The following is an 18,027-nucleotide window of genomic DNA, read 5'->3' on the forward strand; positions in this document are numbered from 1 at the left end:
AAATCGTAATTTGATCCGCCTGATTGAATCCCAACCATTTAGGCAAATACAATGCAAGTAACATTACTACGGTAAGTAAAACTGAACATGCCAGTGTTAAATAAATCAATGTAATTCCACTTACTTGTTGCCATAGACCAGCGACAACTGCGCTACTAAATGCGCCATAAACAACCATGAGGATTGAACCCTGATCAAAAACCTTTACAACGCTCGGAAATTTACGCATTTGTGGGAAAATAAATGGTCTTAATAATTGACCTAATATAAATGGCACAAGCAGCAATAATGTAATTTGTACAATTGATTTTGTCGGGTCAAAATCATGTTGACTTTGCCCTAAGATAAAATAGCTGACCAAAATCGGTGTGATAAACATGCCTATAATATTAGAAAAGGAAGCACTGCACACTGCACCCGCTACATTCCCTTTAGCCATAGACGTAAATGCAATCGAAGACTGAACCGTGGAAGGTAAGAAACACATAAACAAAAAGCCCCAATATAACTGTTGCCCCAATACTGGTTCTAAAACAGGTCTCGACAAAAGTCCAATCAATGGGAAAATCAAAAAAGTAAAAATAAAGACTAAGGCATGCATTCTCCAATGCAACATTCCCTCTATTACAGCTTCTCGTGATAATTTTGCACCATGTAAAAAGAAAAGAACGGCTATTGCGACTGTCGTTAAAATATTAAAATAATAAGCAAGCTGACCTGATATGGGTAACAATGTGGCTAATAAGACCATGAGTACCAATAAAATCGTAAAGCGATCTAGTGCTAATAACTTCAACATAATTCTTTACCTGACCTACCCTCAAAATAATAAAAAAGCCCAATATGATATTGTTGACCATTTGATCAAACCATCATACTGAGCTCTATAAATAAAGCTAGTTTTTAAATAATTAGACCTCAGTCTAACGCATTAAAACTAATTATTTCTTGCATTCTGATCTTGTTGAATAAGTTCAACTTTGTAGCCATCTGGATCTTCAACAAAAGCAATGACCGTCACACCACCTTTCATAGGCCCAGCTTCACGGACGACCTTACCGCCACGAGCTTTAATCTCTTCACATGCTTTATAAGCATCATCAACACCAATTGCGATATGACCATAAGCATTGCCTAAATCATAACTAGATGTATCCCAATTATGAGTTAATTCAAGAACCGTATTGTTCTGCTCATCACCGTAACCCACAAATGCGAGTGTAAAACGTCCTTCTTCGTAATCACGTTTGCGAAGTAATTGCATACCAAGCACTTCAGTATAGAACTTGAGAGATTGTTCTAAATTACCTACTCGTAGCATTGTATGTAACATGCGCATATTTATTCACCTGTCTGTTGTGTTGTTTGGTTTCGTTCATGATCACGTAATAATTTCGCAACCCAAACCACTAAAATTAGAATCGGAATACCGATTAAAGTCGTCATTAAAAAGAAATTTGGATAACCAATATTACTCACGATTGTTCCTGAATAACCACCCAATAGTTTTGGCGTTAATGTCATTAAAGAACTAAAAATTGCGTATTGAACCGCTGTAAATGAAACACTGGTTAAACTTGATAAAAAAGCAATGAATGCTGCACCAGCCAATCCAGATGCTAAATTATCCATAATAATCGCCAAATATAACCATAAGGTACTGTAACTTTTAATGACTTTACCAGAAAGTTCAACTGAGCTTTTTTGATCTGGTTGGATTACTTGCACTGGCTGAACATCCATATCTAAAGCAGAATCTGGATGTGTTGCTGTATCAATAAAATAAGGTCTACTTGTAACTAATTCAGTTTGGTTGTTGTTTTTAAAATTAACTGAAGCTTTAACGAACTTCGTTGGAGAGTTTAATAAAACCTTCCCATCAACTGCTCCAGTGAATATTCCATGAGGATCAACTTTAGCAACAATTTCTTTATCGTCAACCATAATGACAACTGGACGCTCTGTGTCTAATGTATCAAAATTTACGCCAGCAAGCTGACCTTTAATAACTAAACTTTGCTTTAGATCATTTGAGCTAAGTTGATCATTACCACTCATTGGTAATAATTGAATCTGAGGCTTTTGTGATGCAATCAAATATGGAACTGTTAATTGAAACTTTGAGTCCGCTTCTTGCTGATATTGACTAGTGACTTGGATATCTTTTGCTTTTAATAACTGTTCACTTGGTACAGATAATTTCCAATACCCCACCTCATCCGTATCTACTTGATAGTGCTTATCTGCGATTTGTACCTCAACCTGAGATAAATGTTTACCTGAGTTTACCAAGCCAATAAAAATCAAATTGGTAGAACTGGCTAAAACAGCACCAACAAACATTAACTTCATAATGTTCATTCGCTGTGCCAACAAGCCCCCAAGAAAGCCACCGACAAGGCTAAATAAAACACCATATATTTTTACTGCTTCAGCAATTTGCTCTTTAGTAAAATTCAAGTCCTGATAAAAAACATTTGAAATGACGCCAGCTATAATGTCTGAAATTCTAAAAAAACCAATAAGCAGTAATAATACTAAAGCGAGTTTTAGACCGTAGCGTTTGAAGAAATCAAGAATCGGCGCAACCCATGTTTCTTTCGCCATCTGCTGATTTACGACACCAGCTTTTACTAACCCAGAACCAACCAATAAAGCGACTGCTGTTGCGGTCAAAAAGCGAAGCGCTTCTAAACCAAATAAAGCTGCGGTATCCTTAATCTCAGCCGAAGTGGTGATGTAATTTGTGAGATTACCTGAATAGATATAGCTCACGACAAAACTTGCAACAGCAACAAAAAATACCAATACCAAACGATAATAATCTGTCTTTTTATATTCTTTATAAATTCGATTTACTTGTGGTTCACGAATACTTAGAGTAGTGATGATACCAACACTCATGACTGCTGCCATGGCTAAGTAAGTATACTTCCAAGCTTCGTAGATATAATTTCCCTTGGCAGTTCCCAAGTAAGCCGCAAGAAATAATGCTCCAGCACCAGCAACAATCATTCCGATGCGATAACCTGCATTGTATGTCGATGCTAAGACAGTTTGCATTTCTGTTTCAGCTAACTCGATACGATAGGCATCAATCACAATATCTTGCGTAGCTGCGGAAAAGCCAAGTAATACTGCCCCAACCGCCATTTGAATAATATAACTTTGACCAAGAGCTGGGTCTGAAAATGCCATGATACAAATCGCACATATAATTAAACACTGTGCAATTAATAGCCATGCTCGACGTCGCCCTAATGTGCGTGTTAGAAATGGGACAGGCAACTCATCAATTAATGGTGCCCAAACAAATTTAAAAGAATAGCCTAATGCAGCCCAACTAAAAAAAGTTACTGCGCTTTTTTCAATTCCTGCCTCACCTAGCCATAAAGATAAGCTAGAAAAAATGAGTAAAATCGGTATCCCCGCTGAGAAACCTAAAAATAACATAATCAAAGCACGGCGATCTAAAAATGCTTTAAATGCAGATGCCCAACCTGTGGTTTGTGTTGTCATTGGTTATTATTTTCCATGAACATGCCTGAATGTGCCTATTCAATCGTTTCTTGTGTTCGCTTGCAAGTTGCTTTGTGCAACCATTGTTTTGTTTTGTCGATAAAAAACACAAGTTCGCTTGATCTTTAGACCTAAAACTGTATACCTTTAACAGAAGTTATAAATACTTCTAAACATCTGCGATATACGTCCCAATTGACACCAAATGTTAAATGATGAATCACACCATTTATATTTGTTCGCAAGTCATGAGATATGTTTAGATGCATCTATAGTTCTAATTTCAATTATCGTTTATTTGTTGGATATCAATAGTGACCCAAAAACTTGATCAAATGACTGCAACTGCACTTTCTTTAACACCAACAAACACAACTACAGCAAATTTAAATACCTTTCCAAGCGCTTTTGACCAGACGGATATACAAGAAACATTAAAAAGAACCTCGCTAGCTTCGGAACAACTCACTCATGTTCCAGACCTAGTCAAAATTCCGAATTCGACGAAACGAATCAAACCGCTCAACAATTTTTTAGGGCAAGATCGAGCACGTGCCTCTGTTGAAGCTGGAATCTCTCTGCCTTATTCAGGTTACAATATTTTTGCTGTCGGAACTGCTGGACTTGGTAAACGAACGATGATCAAACGTTTACTGCAACAGCATGCCAAAACGATGCCAACACCTGATGACTGGGTGTATGTCAATAATTTTAAAAATCCTAGACAACCTATCGCACTACGCTTCCCTGCTGGACAGGGCGTAAAGTTCCAAGCAGCACTTCAACAAACTTGGCAAACCATTCTTAAACAATTAGAACGTCGCTTTAGTGCAGAGACCTATCACAATCGAATTGAACGTATTCGTCAAGACACGGGTGATGTACAACAACAAGCACTGTCCGAATTAACCAAAGAAGGCGCAGAACTCGACTTAAAACTCATTTCAAGAAATGACAAGCATGTTTTCGTGCCGATGCAATTAATCGACAATGAATATCAAGAATTAACACAGCATGATATTGATGCTTTAAGCCAAAAAGAACGTTCTGAACTAAGCTCTAATATCCGCTACATGGAGAAAAAGTTAGAGCGTTTAGGCTTACATCTAGGCGATCTTGAAGACGATGCTCGAGATAAAGTTTCACTTTTAAATAGAGATATCGCAGCACAAGTTGTTCTACCTCGCATGGAGCAAATTTTAAATAAAAATAAAGACGTTAAAGGTTTAGAAGAATATTTAAAGCATTATGCCGAAGATGTTATAGAAAACGTTGAACTGATCTTAGAACAAGAGGAAGATGATTTCACGCCTGCTTTGTTCAATCGCGTTCCTTCAAGATATCAAGCCAATGTCATTATTGCCAATAAACCGAATAGTGGTGCTCCTGTTATTTTTGAAGACTTCCCAACCCATTACAACTTACTTGGGCATGTCGAGCAGCTTACTCACAACGGCACAATTACGACAGATTTTACATTAATTCGTCCAGGCTCTTTACACCATGCAAATGGTGGTTTCCTTATGCTTGAAGCTGAGCAATTGCTAGAACAACCCTACGCTTGGCAAGGTTTAAAACGCGCATTAAAGTCAGGGCAACTCAAACTATCGTCTTTGGAACATATGCTGACATTGACAGGTAGTATTTCGATTGAACCTGCCGCTGTTCCACTAGATATTAAAGTCGTATTACTGGCTGAACCTGAAATTTATTATGAAATTTTAGAAGTAGAACCAGAACTTGGTAGCGTATTTAAAATTCGTGCTGATTTTACAGACACATTACAACGTAATGACAGCAATGAACAAGCATATATGCAGCTTATTGCTGATTATGTTCAAGCCGATAAACTTTTACCTTTTGATCGTTCTGCCCTCGCTGCACTGTTAACTGACTCTAGTCGTCAAGCTGAAGATCAAAGCTCTTTGTCACTGCATGCTTCGACACTGGGTGATTTGATTCGTGAAGCACATCATCACGCTTTTAAGAGTGGTGATAAAATCGTAACAGATCAACACGTCAATCAAGCATTACATCATCGCCAATACCGTTTGGGTTATTTACGAGAGCTTTATTGGCAAGACTTATCACGAGGTACTCAATTAATTGAGACTTCGGGGCATCGCTTAGGTCAAATTAATGCCCTATCTGTTATTCATTATGCTGATGTTGAGTTTGGTCTCCCATCACGTTTGACTGCTTCTGTCTATCAAGGCGGTGGGGATATTCTTGATATTGAGCGAAGTGTAGAACTTGGCGGTTCTCTACACGCAAAAGGCGTGCTGCTCATGGCTAGTTTCCTTAAAGCTCATTTTGGTCGTGAACAAATCCTACACTTCTCTGCTGCTCTTGCATTCGAACAAAGTTATGGACAAGTTGATGGTGACAGCGCAACAGTTGCCGAACTTTCTGCTTTGATTTCGGCTATTTGTCAAATTCCAATTGATCAATCTTGGGCAATCACAGGCTCTATGAACCAACTTGGACAAGTACAACCTATCGGCGGCGTAAATGCCAAAATTGAAGGTTTTTATGATGCTTGTAAATTGCAGGGATTAACAGGAAAGCAAGGGGTTATTATCCCTCGTCAAAACATGCAACATCTAATGCTACGCCAAGATGTTATTGATGCTGTTAATAGTGGTCAATTCCATGTTCATGCAATTGATACGATTGACCAAGCTTTAGAAATCCTGATGGCTCGTCCTGTTGGAACACTCGATAAAAAAGGTCGATATAGCAAAAACTCAATCTATGCTGCTGTGATGGAACAACTTGAGTATTGGCAAGCGATTGAAGATGGTGAAGCAGTTGAAGATGATGAACCAAAGAAAAAGAAAAAGCGTAAAAAAACCAAAAAAGATGAAGTAGATTCAAAAGCAGCTGAAGAATCAACCGCACAAGCGAAAAACTTAAAATCGCTGCGTAAACACAAGAAAAAATAAGATGAAAAAAGCCATGTTCTGATGAGAACATGGCTTTTTTATTTAGGCCACGCCCTGCAAGGAACGCCCACCAGGAAGCTGAGCAAAATATTGTTTTAAGGCATCTATACAGCGATGGACTTTCATTGGATATTGTTCACGTTTCGAGGTCAATGCATGTAAGGTATATGCTGGCATATTCCAATCAGGTAATACCTCAACTAAAGACCCATTCACTAACTCTTTTTGAATATCCATGTATAGAATACGCGCGATCCCATGCCCTTGCTGGCACAAAGATTTTGCAACAAACACATTATTTGTACTTAAGCGTGTTTTCATATCGATATTTACCACTTCCCCACTTAAACCATGACGAAATGAGAAATGCTGATAATTTTGCATTAAAGTCACTGGCAACAATTCATGATGACGTAAATCTTCTGGTCTCGAAATCGGAGGAGCTTGATTTAGATAACTTGGTGAAGCAACAAGTACCTGATCAACTCGTGCTAATGGCACTGCTGTTAACTGATGATCATCAATTTTGAGACTCATGCGGATTGCAATATCAATTCGCTCTTCAATTAAATCAATATAACGATGATCGGCTTCAAAATGGATTGCAAGTGCTTTGTGTGCAGACATCCAGTGAGAAAGTGCTGGAATAACATGAAGCGCACCGAGTTCTGGTGTCGTTGCAATACGTAAGTCACCGACTAAATCATCGCGCAATTCATTGATGCGAATTTTGCCACGCTCTGCTGCTGCAAGCATTTCTTGACAGCTTAAAAAGAATGCTTGACCCGCTTCTGTAAGGCTTAATTTTCGTGTAGAACGATGAAGCAAAGTCACATCCATATCTTGTTCTAAAGAACGGATTTGTTGACTGACTGCGCTTGTTGTAATTCCCAGTTCTCTAGCAGCACCGCTAAATGAACTTTTTTCAACAACGCACGCAAAAACCCCCATTGCACGCAACTGATCTAGCATAGACTTCCCTCTCAAATTATTAATATGCTTATTGTTCTAATTAAAGCAATCAATATGAGTATACAGAGAAGTCTACTCCTAGACTAGAGATTCTTAACAATTTGTTGAAAGTTTGTTAAACAAATAATGATGTATATTTAGTTAGGTAAAACAGTGGTTGGATTAACAGGTTTACCATCTAATCTAACTTGGAATTCCAGCATGACTCTAGTCGCTCCTGAAGAACCCATTTCAGCAATCTTTTGACCAGCTGTCACATTGTCACCGCTTTTCACCAACATTTTACTGTTATGTGCATAAGCAGTAATGTAACCATCAATGTGCTTGATCAGAACCAAGTTGCCGTATTCTTTTAGACCATCCGCTGCATATACAACTTGACCATTTGCTGCTGCATAGACTGGATCACCCTCATTTCCACCATAACGGGTCCCTTTGACATTACTTGCCAGATTAAAACCTTGAATCACAGGACCGTTGCTAGGTTTTACCCAGCGTAAACCCGATGCTAAAGTTGAAGCAGTTGGTGGATTGACAGGTGTTGGCGTAATAACAGGTGTTTTTGGTACAACTGGCTGTTGAGTCGGTAAATTAATCGTTTGACGTTGGATAGGAGTTGCTTGAGTGATCGCCTGCGTCGACGTAGTACGCTGACTGACTGAGCCTTTAAGTCTTAGTGACTGATTCACATAAATTCGATACGGAGCTGCAATATCATTCAGTGCAGCAATATCTAAGTAGTTCAAACCATAGCGGTTTGCGATCCCACTCAGTGTATCCCCTGAACGCACTGTATAGTAATTAGGTGCATTCACGTAGCGTGCGCCACCTTTATATTGCGGTTTAGATGCACACCCCGTCACAATTACTGTCGTTGCTACTGATAAAGACAATAGGATTGTTTTAATCATTTTCTTTGTTAGAAAAATCGAGACTTGGTTTGAATGCATCTTCACCCTCATCGAAACCTGAATTATATTTGCGCCTAAGAGTATCAAAAAAGTGAAAAAAAACGAGTTCTCACTTTCTATATTCACAAAGTTATAACATAGCAACCGCTAACCATTAACAAGAACATGTAAATTATCTAAAATCGCGTAGTTCGTTGCATCCATTTGAATTGGAGTAACACTGACATAACCATTCGACACTGCAAAAAAATCTGATTGAATATTGCTAGAAACAGCCTGAGGATCAGTTACTGCCTCTCCAGCTAATCCAATCCAATAAACTTGTCTTCCTCGGGGGTCAACATGACTACTTACAGGTTTAGATTGCGCTCTTCGCCCTTGATACGTCACTTTTGTACCTTGGATTTGAGCCACATCTGGAATATTAATATTAAAAATATGACGAGGTGGTAAAATAGGTAATCCATTTGCAATAAAGTCATGGACCCATTGTGCTGCTTGCGCATAATGCTGAGGGTGTTCATATGATCGAACATTTGAACCTGCCAAAGAAACAGCAATCGCAGGATGTTTCATTAACCGTCCTTCAAATGCAGCTCCTACCGTACCTGAGTACAATACATCATCACCAAGATTTGCACCGCTATTGATACCACTCACAACCAGATCAAATTCAAAATCAAATAGACCATTCATTGACAAATAAACACAGTCCGCAGGCGTTCCATTCACTGCCCAGACGTCTTCAGAGATTTGAACTGGTCGCAAAGGACGATCTAATGTCAAAGCACTAGAATAACCACTCCGCTCACTTTCAGGTGCAACCACAACCACTCGACCTAATGGCTTCAAGGCCTGCGCTAAAGCTTGTAGTCCTGGGGCAAAAACACCATCATCATTTGCAATCAAAATATTCACTAAATTCCAGTCTCTTCAAATATTACTAGGGAGTTTTTTCAATTGAATTATTCATTGAATTATATATATTTATAACTTCTTAGTATTAGAAATTTACATTGCCATGAGACATTTATCTAATTTTATTCGATTTTTTGGGGTGAGTTTCACACTTGTAGCAGCATCTGTAGCATTTGCTGACGAAGCGGTTTCAGTCAAAGAAGCAGATGCATTAATCAAAGATGATATTGCAAATGCACAAGTACTTATCGAAATGTGTCCAAACCTCATCGGTAAGAATGCTAAATTTGACCAAAACATTAAAAAGATGGTCGGTTCTTATTTAAGTAACTACTCGGACAAGACTGCATCTATAGACAGCTTACAAAAAGATGCTGAATTTCAAAGTCTGCTCAAAGATGCACGTTCTGCTGCAACAGAAGTTGAGAAATCAGAACAGAAATCAGTATGTGAAGATGTCCTTAATTTCGAAGAATAAGTTTTGATATAGGTAAATGTGGTTTTATTTCTCAGATTTAAGATCACATTTTCTCCATTGTTTCTACAGCAAAGATACAAATTTCAATCCCAGTTATGCTATAAGTTATTCAAATTCTTTAAGTCTTGTTTTTGAGTTTGATTTCTTATGACTAAAAATGTTTTAAAAACACTGGGTTTATCATTTCTCTTAGCGTCTACTGCATTTTCTGCAACCACTTATGCAGCAGAAAAAAAATCAGAAACCGAAAAAATTGAAGTTACTCCGACCTCAGAAAATGTCACTCAACAAGAGTTAGCTGCAATTTATGTGCTTTCTGAAATTTGCCCTCCATTAATCGGCAAAGATCTTAAGTTTAATAAAGCCTACGACAATCTTGTTAAAGCCTATTTAGATAATGATCCAAAAGCTGTTGATGTACTCAATAAGCGCGCAAAAAGTAAAGATTTTCAGGCTGCTTTGACAGAAGCACGTAATGATGCAAAAGCCGCATCTGATGAAGATAATCGCCAAATTTGCGACGATGTTCGAAATTATTATTCTAAGTAACCGATTCGTTACAATACTGTGTTAAAAAGCCGACTTCCCCCATAGAAGTCGGCTTTGCTTTGTCCTAAAATGCTAGGCTCTTCTGCTTCACACAAGATATTGGAACGATCTAGAATGAATCAAAAAAGCGCTCTTGCTGCATTATTACTTTTGCCAAGCTTTTCATATGCAGCAACTGTCCTATCTGCTCCACCAGAACTAAATAATAAATCCTATGTATTAATGGATTATGAGACAGGACAGATTCTCGCTGCAAAAAATGAAAATGAAAAACTTGCACCTGCTTCAATGACTAAAATGATGACAAGCTACATCATTGAGCAGAAACTTTTGAAGGGGGAATTGACTGAAAACGAACAAGTACGCATGAATGAATCTGCGTGGTGTCGTGGAAGTAGTACAGAATCATGTATGTATGTACCGCTTAATGGAACAGCAACTGTTCTAGAAATGCTTCGCGGTATTATCATCCAATCAGGTAATGATGCTTCTAAAGCAATGGCTGAACATATTGCGGGCAATGAAGGTACATTCGCCCACATGATGAACCAAGAAGCTAAACGCGTTGGAATGGTAAATACACACTTTATCAACTCAACAGGTATGCCTGCTGATGGTCATTACTCAACTGCAAAAGATATGGCAGTTCTTGCTCAGCATATTATTAAAGATAGCTCAAAGTATTACCCAATTTACTCTGAAAAAGAATTTACATTTAACGGTATCAAACAAGGTAACCGTAATGCCCTTCTCTATACAGACCCAAGTGTAGATGGTTTAAAAACAGGTCATACTGAAGAAGCTGGTTACTGTTTAACAACATCAAGCAAACGTGGTCCTATGCGTTTGATTTCTGTGATTTTTGGTACACCAAGCATGAATGAACGTGCGAGCCAAACTCGTACATTATTGGCTTGGGGTTTTGCAAACTTTGAAACTGCTAATGTTCAACCAGCAAATCAAGTTTTAGCAAAAGCAAAAGTATGGTTTGGTAAAGAAGATGAAGTTCAAATCGGTTTGGCTGAAAACTTCAACGTAACTATGCCTAAAGGTCAAGCTGACAAAATCAAAACTCAAATCGTCGTTCAACCAAAACTGAATGCACCTTTGGCTAAAGGTCAAGTTGTAGGTAAATTAGTTGCGAGTCTTGATGGAAAAGTGATTGCTGAAAAACCACTAGTTGCATTAAAACCTGTTGAAGAAGCAGGCTTCTTTGCCCGTATGATCGACCATATCAAACAGTTCCTTAGCAACTTATTCTAATTCTTAGAATAAACAAGCTAATCAAGCATTCATGCTATTTAGTATGAATGCTTTTTTATTTTATAATTCATGCAAATTATTTATTGTATTTTCTCATGGCTAAAAATATTCGCCCTTATTTAGATCATTACCCTGATATTGATACGAGTTGTTATATTGATGAAATGTCAGTAGTCATCGGGGATGTCAAGTTAGCTGAGAATGTTTCAGTTTGGCCTTTTGCCGTTATTCGCGGTGATGTCAATTCGATTCAGATTGGTAGAAATAGTAATGTACAAGATCATTGTATGTTACATGTCAGTCATAAAAATCAATCTAAACCTAATGGTTCACCTTTAATAATTGGTGATGATGTGACTGTAGGTCATCATGTGACCTTGCATGGTTGTACTATTGGCAATCGTGTTTTGATCGGTATTAATACCGTTGTTTTAGATGACGTGATTATTGAAGACGATGTAATGATTGGTGCTGGTAGTCTTGTGCCACCACGTAAAGTCTTAAAAAGTGGTTATTTGTATGTAGGTAGCCCAGTCCAGCAAGTCCGCCCTCTCACAGATAAAGAAAAAGCATTTTTACCTTATTCGGCGCAAAACTATGTGAAAGTGAAGAATGATTATAAACAAAACTAATTTATTAATTCTGTTTATAATATTAACGAAAACTACGGAAGATTATGAATAAAACAACAATATATTTGGGTTTATGTATATTAACTATTAATATCTTAACAGCATGCTCTCACTATAAATCTGATAGTAAAATCATGAGTACCGACTCTTATTATGCAACAGCTGAAGCAGCTTCATTGAGTTTCATAGCAAGTGATTTAAAGCATCATCAAGTTTTTACTAATAATTTAAATAAATGCCCAGCCTATACATCTCCATCTCAACAAACTCCTCTATCAAATTCATACAGAGATATAATATCTACTTGTGAAAACAATAAATTTAAATGCTATCAATCTTGTGTGGAAAGTGATGCTGTGGCCTGTTATTTAGTGGCGTTATCATTACAAGAAGCAAATTATAAACTTCCAGCCGAACAAGTATTTCAAAGAAGTTGTGAGTTAGGCATCGCCTCTGGTTGTACCAATAGGGCTGCTGGAATGTTGAACTTCACAGAACACTTAACCACTGAACAAAAAAAGTGTATTTTTTCAACATTTGAGAAAACTTGTGACTGGCGTGATCCTTGGGGATGCACCATGTTTGCAGACCAATTAATTTCTGAGGAAAATACTGAACCTAACTATAAAAAAGCTTTAAATGTTCTCAATTATAGTTGTAAATATGGTGATACTGATCCAGCATGCCAATCGGCAAAGAAACTACGAAAATTTATTAATAGTAAAATTAAACCTGATTAAAGCAGTTAGTGGCTAAATCTATGATTCAGCCACCATAGCCAAAAACTCTCAAATTTTGTAGAATACGTTTTTTAAAATCATGGTGCTTTCTATGACCGCTTGGACACCTCATGTCACAGTCGCCACTGTAGTTGAAAAAGACGGACGTTTTCTGTTTGTTGAAGAACACAGCGAAGGCTTTGTACATACCGTGTTTAATCAACCTGCTGGTCATGTCGAATGCGGTGAAACGATTATTGAAGCAGCGATCCGTGAAACCTTAGAAGAAACAGGTCATCATGTAGAAATAGATCATTTGCTTGGTATCTATACCTATACCCCTCCCATGTTTCCAGATCGCACATATTATCGTTTTTGCTTCTTGGCACATGTCACCTCGGTTGAGGGAAATGCACAACTAGATACCGATATTGTCGGTGCAGTTTGGATGAGTTTAGAAGAGCTGCAAGAATCCGCTCGTGCGCGAAGCCCATTAGTTTTAAAAGTAATTGAAGATGCCCTCGCTGGTAAGAAATATCCTTTATCGCTTATTTATGAGCACCCTTTCTCTCCCTCATTAACTTCTCATTTGGATGCTTAATTAGATGCAACAACGTGTCATCGTCGGTATGTCTGGTGGTGTAGACTCCTCTGTTTCTGCCGCGCTTTTACTTCAACAAGGATATCAAGTTGAAGGTCTTTTCATGAAAAACTGGGAAGAAGATGATGGTACGGAATACTGCACAGCCCTTGAAGATTTAGCAGATGCGCAAGCCGTTGCAGACAAGATTGGAATTAAACTGCACACCGCAAACTTTGCCATGGAATATTGGGATCGTGTGTTTGAGCATTTCTTAGCTGAATATGCAGCAGGTCGTACTCCCAACCCAGATATTCTATGTAATAAAGAGATTAAGTTCCGTGCGTTCCTCGACCATGCTATGACTTTGGGTGCAGACTTTATTGCAACAGGTCACTATGCACGTCGTGGTGTAAGCACGCAAAACTCTCGTGGTGAAACCTATGCACCATTATTACGTGGTGTGGATAATAATAAAGACCAGACTTATTTCTTACATGCAGTGCATGGTCGTGAAATCAATAAGACGCTGTTCCCTGTCGGTGAAATCGAAAAGCCAGAAGTTCGTCGCATTGCTGAACAACTTGATTTAGCAACAGCGAAGAAAAAGGACTCAACTGGTATTTGCTTTATTGGTGAACGTCGATTTACCGACTTTCTTAAACAATATCTTCCTGCTCAAGCTGGAAAAATTGTCTTAGACAACGGCAAAGAAGTTGGTGAACATCACGGCTTAATGTACTATACGCTCGGTCAACGCGGTGGCATCGGTATCGGTGGTATGAAAGGTGCGCAAGAAGGTGCATGGTTCGTACTTCACAAAGACATTGCCAACAATCGTCTCGTCATTGGACAAGGTCATGAGCATCCACTTATGCAAAGTAAACAACTTTGGAGTGAAGCGATTGATTGGGTTGCAGGTGAACAAGAGATCCCAACTACGGGTTTCCGATGCACAGCAAAAACTCGTTATCGTCAGCCTGACCAAGCGTGTACAATTTATCGTGACGAACATACAGAAAATGGTATTCGAGTTGAGTTTGATGAACCACAACGTGCTGTAACTCCAGGGCAAAGTGTGGTGTTTTACTCAGGAGAGGTATGCTTAGGCGGTGGTGTCATTCACCATACTGATGCACCTCAACCAGATTTTATTTAAGGATATTGGAATCGAAGCATGGCGGAGTTACCCTTTCAGCACACCCAAGCGTTGAATGTAAGACAAAACCGTGCTTTAGCATTGGCTGCTGTCTTCCAAGCAACTCAGCTGACCCATATGACTGCGATGGCGGGACAGCAGAGTATTGGAGATAGTGGTAATTTTTATTTTGAACTACTGATCAAAGCAAGTTTAAATATTCGTCCAGCGACCAACAATGCGACTCAAACTTTAGATTTCTTTAATCAACTGGCTGATATTTCACTAGGTTTAAAAACATTAGAAGGTTGTATTACTCAACCATTTAATACTGCACCAAAATCCCGAGTTCCTAAACTTTCGACAGCTAAACTTCCAATGTCCTATGCTATGGCATTATTGCAGTTGGAAAAGAAAGTTTATAGCAATCCTGAATACGTCAAAATTATCGAAACGGCTCAACAAAAAATCCTAAAACAGTTATCTTTTTTCGATAATAACTATTTGCACCCAAGTATTATTGCCAATTTAGCTCAGACCTATGTTGAAACTGCTGGGCAAATTAATCCACGTATCCTTGTCCGTGGTAACGCTGAAGCTTTTAAAGATATGAATCATACAAATCGAATCCGTGCTTGCCTCTTTACAGGTCTACAACTTGCGCATTTATGGCGACAACTAGGCGGTAGTTCATGGAGTATGATCTTTAGTAAACGTAAGCTTTTACAAGATATTCAAGCTCTTGCTCGTTTGCAGTATCAGGTCGTTTAAACCGATGCTAGAGCAAATTTTTTATACCGTTTTACAACCTCTATAAATCTCTCTTGAGGAATAAATAAAGTTCTGCAAGAGAGACAAACTTTAAGGAATCTGTATGAATGCTTTAACCGCACTCTCACCACTTGATGGACGTTATGCGAGCAAATGCGATGCGCTACGCCCTTTTTTGTCTGAGTTTGGTTTAATCCACGCTCGTGTCACTGTTGAAGTGCGTTGGTTACAAGCACTTGCAAATCGTGCAGAAATCATCGAAGTACCTGCATTCTCTGCTGAAACGAATGCTGCTTTAGATGCGATTGTGACGAATTTTTCTGAAGAAGATGCAAACCGCATTAAAGAAATTGAACGTACAACTAACCATGATGTAAAAGCAGTTGAATATTTCCTTAAAGAAAAAATTGCCAATATTGATGAATTAAAAAATGCGGGCGAATTCATTCATTTTGCATGTACATCTGAAGACATCAACAACTTGTCTCATGCATTAATGCTTAAAAATGGTCGTGAAGTTCTTGTTACAAGCATGAAGCAAATTCTGAACGCAATTTCTGCTTTGGCAACAACGCATGCAGAACAGCCAATGTTATCCCGTACTCATGGTCAAACTGCTAGCCCAACAACTTTGGGTAAAGAAATGGCGAACGTTGCTTATCGTTTAGCGCGCCAAATCAAGCAATTTGAAAATGTTGAATTATTGGGCAAAATCAATGGTGCAGTAGGTAACTACAATGCTCACCTTTCTGCTTATCCAGAAATTGATTGGGCTGCACATGCACAAGCATTTGTTGAATCTTTAGGTCTAAGCTTCAACCCATACACCACTCAAATCGAGCCACATGATTACATGGCTGAATTGTTTGATGCATTACGTCGTTATAACACGATCTTGATCGACTTTAACCGTGATGTTTGGGGCTATATCTCTCTTGGTTACTTCAAGCAAAAATTAAAAGACGGTGAAGTTGGTTCTTCAACAATGCCTCATAAAGTAAACCCTATCGACTTCGAAAACTCAGAAGGTAACCTAGGTATCGCAAATGCGGTATTAGGTCACTTAGGTGAAAAACTTCCAGTTTCTCGTTGGCAGCGTGACTTAACTGACTCAACTGTTCTTCGTAACATGGGTGTTGGTTTTGCACAAAGCTTGATTGCTTTTGATGCTTGCTTAAAAGGTATTGGTAAACTTGAACTCAATGCTAACCGTTTAAATGAAGATTTAGACCAAGCACAAGAAGTTCTTGCTGAACCGATCCAAACAGTAATGCGTCGTTATAATGTTGAAAAACCTTACGAAAAACTAAAAGCACTTACTCGTGGTCAAGCAATGACACGTGAAATGATGGTGAACTTCGTTAATGGTGATGAACTTCTTCAAGTTCCAGCTGATGAACGTGCTCGTTTAGCAGAGCTTACTCCTGCTACATATACAGGTAATGCTGCTGAACAAGCAAAACAAATCAATGATTTGATTAGCAAAATCTAAGCTGATCATTCAATCATAAAAAAGCAAAGCCTCGGCTTTGCTTTTTTATTTAAATCAATAAATTAAAAATTATCGAGCCATTTTGAAATATTTGCAAAGCCTAATATTTGTGCACCAAATTTTTGGCTAGTTCTAACAATTTCTAGAAGTTGAGATGCAACTGCTATATCAGCAATCGTCTGCTGATCTCCAACCAACCAACCTGTCTGATTTAAAACCAACTCAATACGTTTTAAGTGTCTAGTAAATTCAGCTTCAATATCGGCTTGAGCCATACGACCTGTACCTTGCATCTTTACTTGAAAACCCAATGCCGATTTCAGTAATGGCTTCATTAAATGCTTTTCAAATGCAGGACGACCTTCTGAGCTGATTTCAACAACTTGATTGAACGCTTTTTTATCACTTACACGAAAATGCACTTCATAAAAATACAAGACTTCATCCGCCCAATCTTCCCAAAGCTCTGCGTAAGCACATTGCATAGGATCTTCAGGATAAAGTCGAGGAAGCTCGGGAAAGTGTTGATCTAAATAACGTGCAATTCGAGTGCTATCTTGAACTCGTTCGCCATTAATATCCACGACAGGTAACTTGCCGACTTTACTCAGCAAAGGGACTTTGCTACCCAGTAAGCCGTTGTAATTTATTGTTTCAAAAGGAATACCTTTAAACTTCAACATCCGTGAAACTTTTTGACAAAAAGGTGAAATTTCCCACTGATGTAGAACAATAGAGTTTGACATTTTTATATCTCATTTGAATGAACTGAACATATTTTTATGATGTTTCACATGGCTATCATAACAAGTTCAAGTCCATTCAAAACAATAATCTTAAAATCACGCTGAACGACGAATAATCATATTTGTTGCAGTTGCATGTGCATACAATTTTCCATCCTCATCGCGAATATAACCCTCTGAAATCACAAGATTACGCCCAACATTGATGACTTTTCCTTCTGCAATCAACGGAGTATTAAATGGAATCGGACGACACATTTTAATATTAAGGTCTGTTGTTCCATATGACTCACCAGCAGTCAATACTGTATGTGTTGCACAACCTGTGACTGAATCCAAAATTGTTGCTGCAAAACCACCATGCACACCGCCTAATGGATTGGTATGTCGTTCA

General features: G+C 38.4%; 18 protein-coding genes. 10 read left to right on the plus strand and 8 right to left on the minus strand.

What is annotated here, in order from left to right:
- The 3 genes from A2003_RS01725 to A2003_RS01735 all read right to left on the minus strand — a co-directional run.
- Positions 1-799 (minus strand): bile acid:sodium symporter family protein (locus tag A2003_RS01725; RefSeq protein WP_286686730.1); only part of this gene is annotated, 799 nt, incomplete at its 3' end.
- Between the two features lie 138 nt (positions 800-937).
- Positions 938-1,339 (minus strand): lactoylglutathione lyase, encoded by a 402-nt coding sequence (gene gloA / locus A2003_RS01730; protein WP_004913115.1) that lies wholly within the window; start codon positions 1,337-1,339, stop codon positions 938-940.
- 2 nt (positions 1,340-1,341) lie between these two features.
- Positions 1,342-3,519 carry an AmpG family muropeptide MFS transporter gene (locus A2003_RS01735; RefSeq protein WP_286686731.1) on the minus strand — a complete coding sequence of 726 codons (2,178 nt, stop codon included), beginning with the start codon at positions 3,517-3,519 and terminating at the stop codon, positions 1,342-1,344.
- Positions 3,520-3,833: 314 nt separating this feature from the next.
- On the opposite strand from A2003_RS01735, the gene A2003_RS01740 reads away from it, so the two are divergent.
- Complete coding sequence (locus A2003_RS01740) at positions 3,834-6,464, plus strand: Lon protease family protein (RefSeq protein WP_005402832.1); 2,631 nt, start codon at positions 3,834-3,836, stop codon at positions 6,462-6,464.
- Positions 6,465-6,506: 42 nt separating this feature from the next.
- On the opposite strand, the gene A2003_RS01745 is transcribed toward A2003_RS01740, so the two are convergent.
- The 3 genes from A2003_RS01745 to surE form a co-directional block, all read right to left on the minus strand.
- The gene (locus A2003_RS01745; RefSeq protein ID WP_004953334.1) at positions 6,507-7,436 is read right to left on the minus strand and encodes a LysR family transcriptional regulator; all 930 of its coding nucleotides are present in this window, start codon (positions 7,434-7,436) and stop codon (positions 6,507-6,509) included.
- 137 nt (positions 7,437-7,573) lie between these two features.
- Positions 7,574-8,386, minus strand: coding sequence for a peptidoglycan DD-metalloendopeptidase family protein (locus A2003_RS01750; RefSeq protein ID WP_004913130.1), 813 nt, complete (start codon positions 8,384-8,386; stop codon positions 7,574-7,576).
- 108 nt (positions 8,387-8,494) lie between these two features.
- Positions 8,495-9,265: a 5'/3'-nucleotidase SurE gene (gene surE / locus A2003_RS01755; protein WP_004913134.1), complete on the minus strand. Its 771-nt coding sequence runs from the start codon at positions 9,263-9,265 to the stop codon at positions 8,495-8,497.
- 103 nt (positions 9,266-9,368) lie between these two features.
- Between surE and A2003_RS01760 the strand changes: the two genes are divergently transcribed.
- From A2003_RS01760 to purB, 9 genes are all read left to right on the plus strand, one after another.
- Entirely contained in the window at positions 9,369-9,743 is a 375-nt protein-coding gene (locus A2003_RS01760) for an MCR_0457 family protein (protein WP_005402906.1), read from the plus strand.
- 147 nt (positions 9,744-9,890) lie between these two features.
- The gene (locus A2003_RS01765) at positions 9,891-10,292 is read left to right on the plus strand and encodes an MCR_0457 family protein (RefSeq protein WP_004959481.1); all 402 of its coding nucleotides are present in this window, start codon (positions 9,891-9,893) and stop codon (positions 10,290-10,292) included.
- A 114-nt stretch (positions 10,293-10,406) separates the two neighbouring features.
- Positions 10,407-11,555, plus strand: coding sequence for a D-alanyl-D-alanine carboxypeptidase PBP5/6 (dacC, locus tag A2003_RS01770; RefSeq protein WP_004913142.1), 1,149 nt, complete (start codon positions 10,407-10,409; stop codon positions 11,553-11,555).
- A gap of 95 nt (positions 11,556-11,650) precedes the next feature.
- Entirely contained in the window at positions 11,651-12,187 is a 537-nt protein-coding gene (locus A2003_RS01775; RefSeq protein ID WP_004959485.1) for a gamma carbonic anhydrase family protein, read from the plus strand.
- Between the two features lie 44 nt (positions 12,188-12,231).
- Complete coding sequence (locus tag A2003_RS01780; RefSeq protein ID WP_112986151.1) at positions 12,232-12,927, plus strand: SEL1-like repeat protein; 696 nt, start codon at positions 12,232-12,234, stop codon at positions 12,925-12,927.
- A 91-nt stretch (positions 12,928-13,018) separates the two neighbouring features.
- Positions 13,019-13,507, plus strand: a complete 489-nt coding sequence (locus A2003_RS01785) for an NUDIX hydrolase (protein WP_099948415.1) — start codon at positions 13,019-13,021, stop codon at positions 13,505-13,507.
- A gap of 4 nt (positions 13,508-13,511) precedes the next feature.
- Positions 13,512-14,645: a tRNA 2-thiouridine(34) synthase MnmA gene (mnmA, locus tag A2003_RS01790; RefSeq protein WP_004913150.1), complete on the plus strand. Its 1,134-nt coding sequence runs from the start codon at positions 13,512-13,514 to the stop codon at positions 14,643-14,645.
- Positions 14,646-14,663: 18 nt separating this feature from the next.
- Entirely contained in the window at positions 14,664-15,395 is a 732-nt protein-coding gene (hflD, locus tag A2003_RS01795) for a high frequency lysogenization protein HflD (RefSeq protein WP_004913152.1), read from the plus strand.
- A 103-nt stretch (positions 15,396-15,498) separates the two neighbouring features.
- Complete coding sequence (gene purB / locus A2003_RS01800; RefSeq protein ID WP_112986152.1) at positions 15,499-16,887, plus strand: adenylosuccinate lyase; 1,389 nt, start codon at positions 15,499-15,501, stop codon at positions 16,885-16,887.
- Between the two features lie 62 nt (positions 16,888-16,949).
- Here purB and A2003_RS01805 read toward each other — a convergent pair whose 3' ends face one another.
- The gene (locus A2003_RS01805; RefSeq protein WP_004959502.1) at positions 16,950-17,633 is read right to left on the minus strand and encodes a glutathione S-transferase family protein; all 684 of its coding nucleotides are present in this window, start codon (positions 17,631-17,633) and stop codon (positions 16,950-16,952) included.
- 96 nt (positions 17,634-17,729) lie between these two features.
- The coding region (locus tag A2003_RS01810) for a PaaI family thioesterase (protein WP_286686732.1) at positions 17,730-18,027 on the minus strand (298 nt) is incomplete at its 5' end.

Source organism: Acinetobacter sp. GWC1_38_13, from assembly GCF_001767535.1.
Lineage (GTDB): Bacteria > Pseudomonadota > Gammaproteobacteria > Pseudomonadales > Moraxellaceae > Acinetobacter > Acinetobacter junii.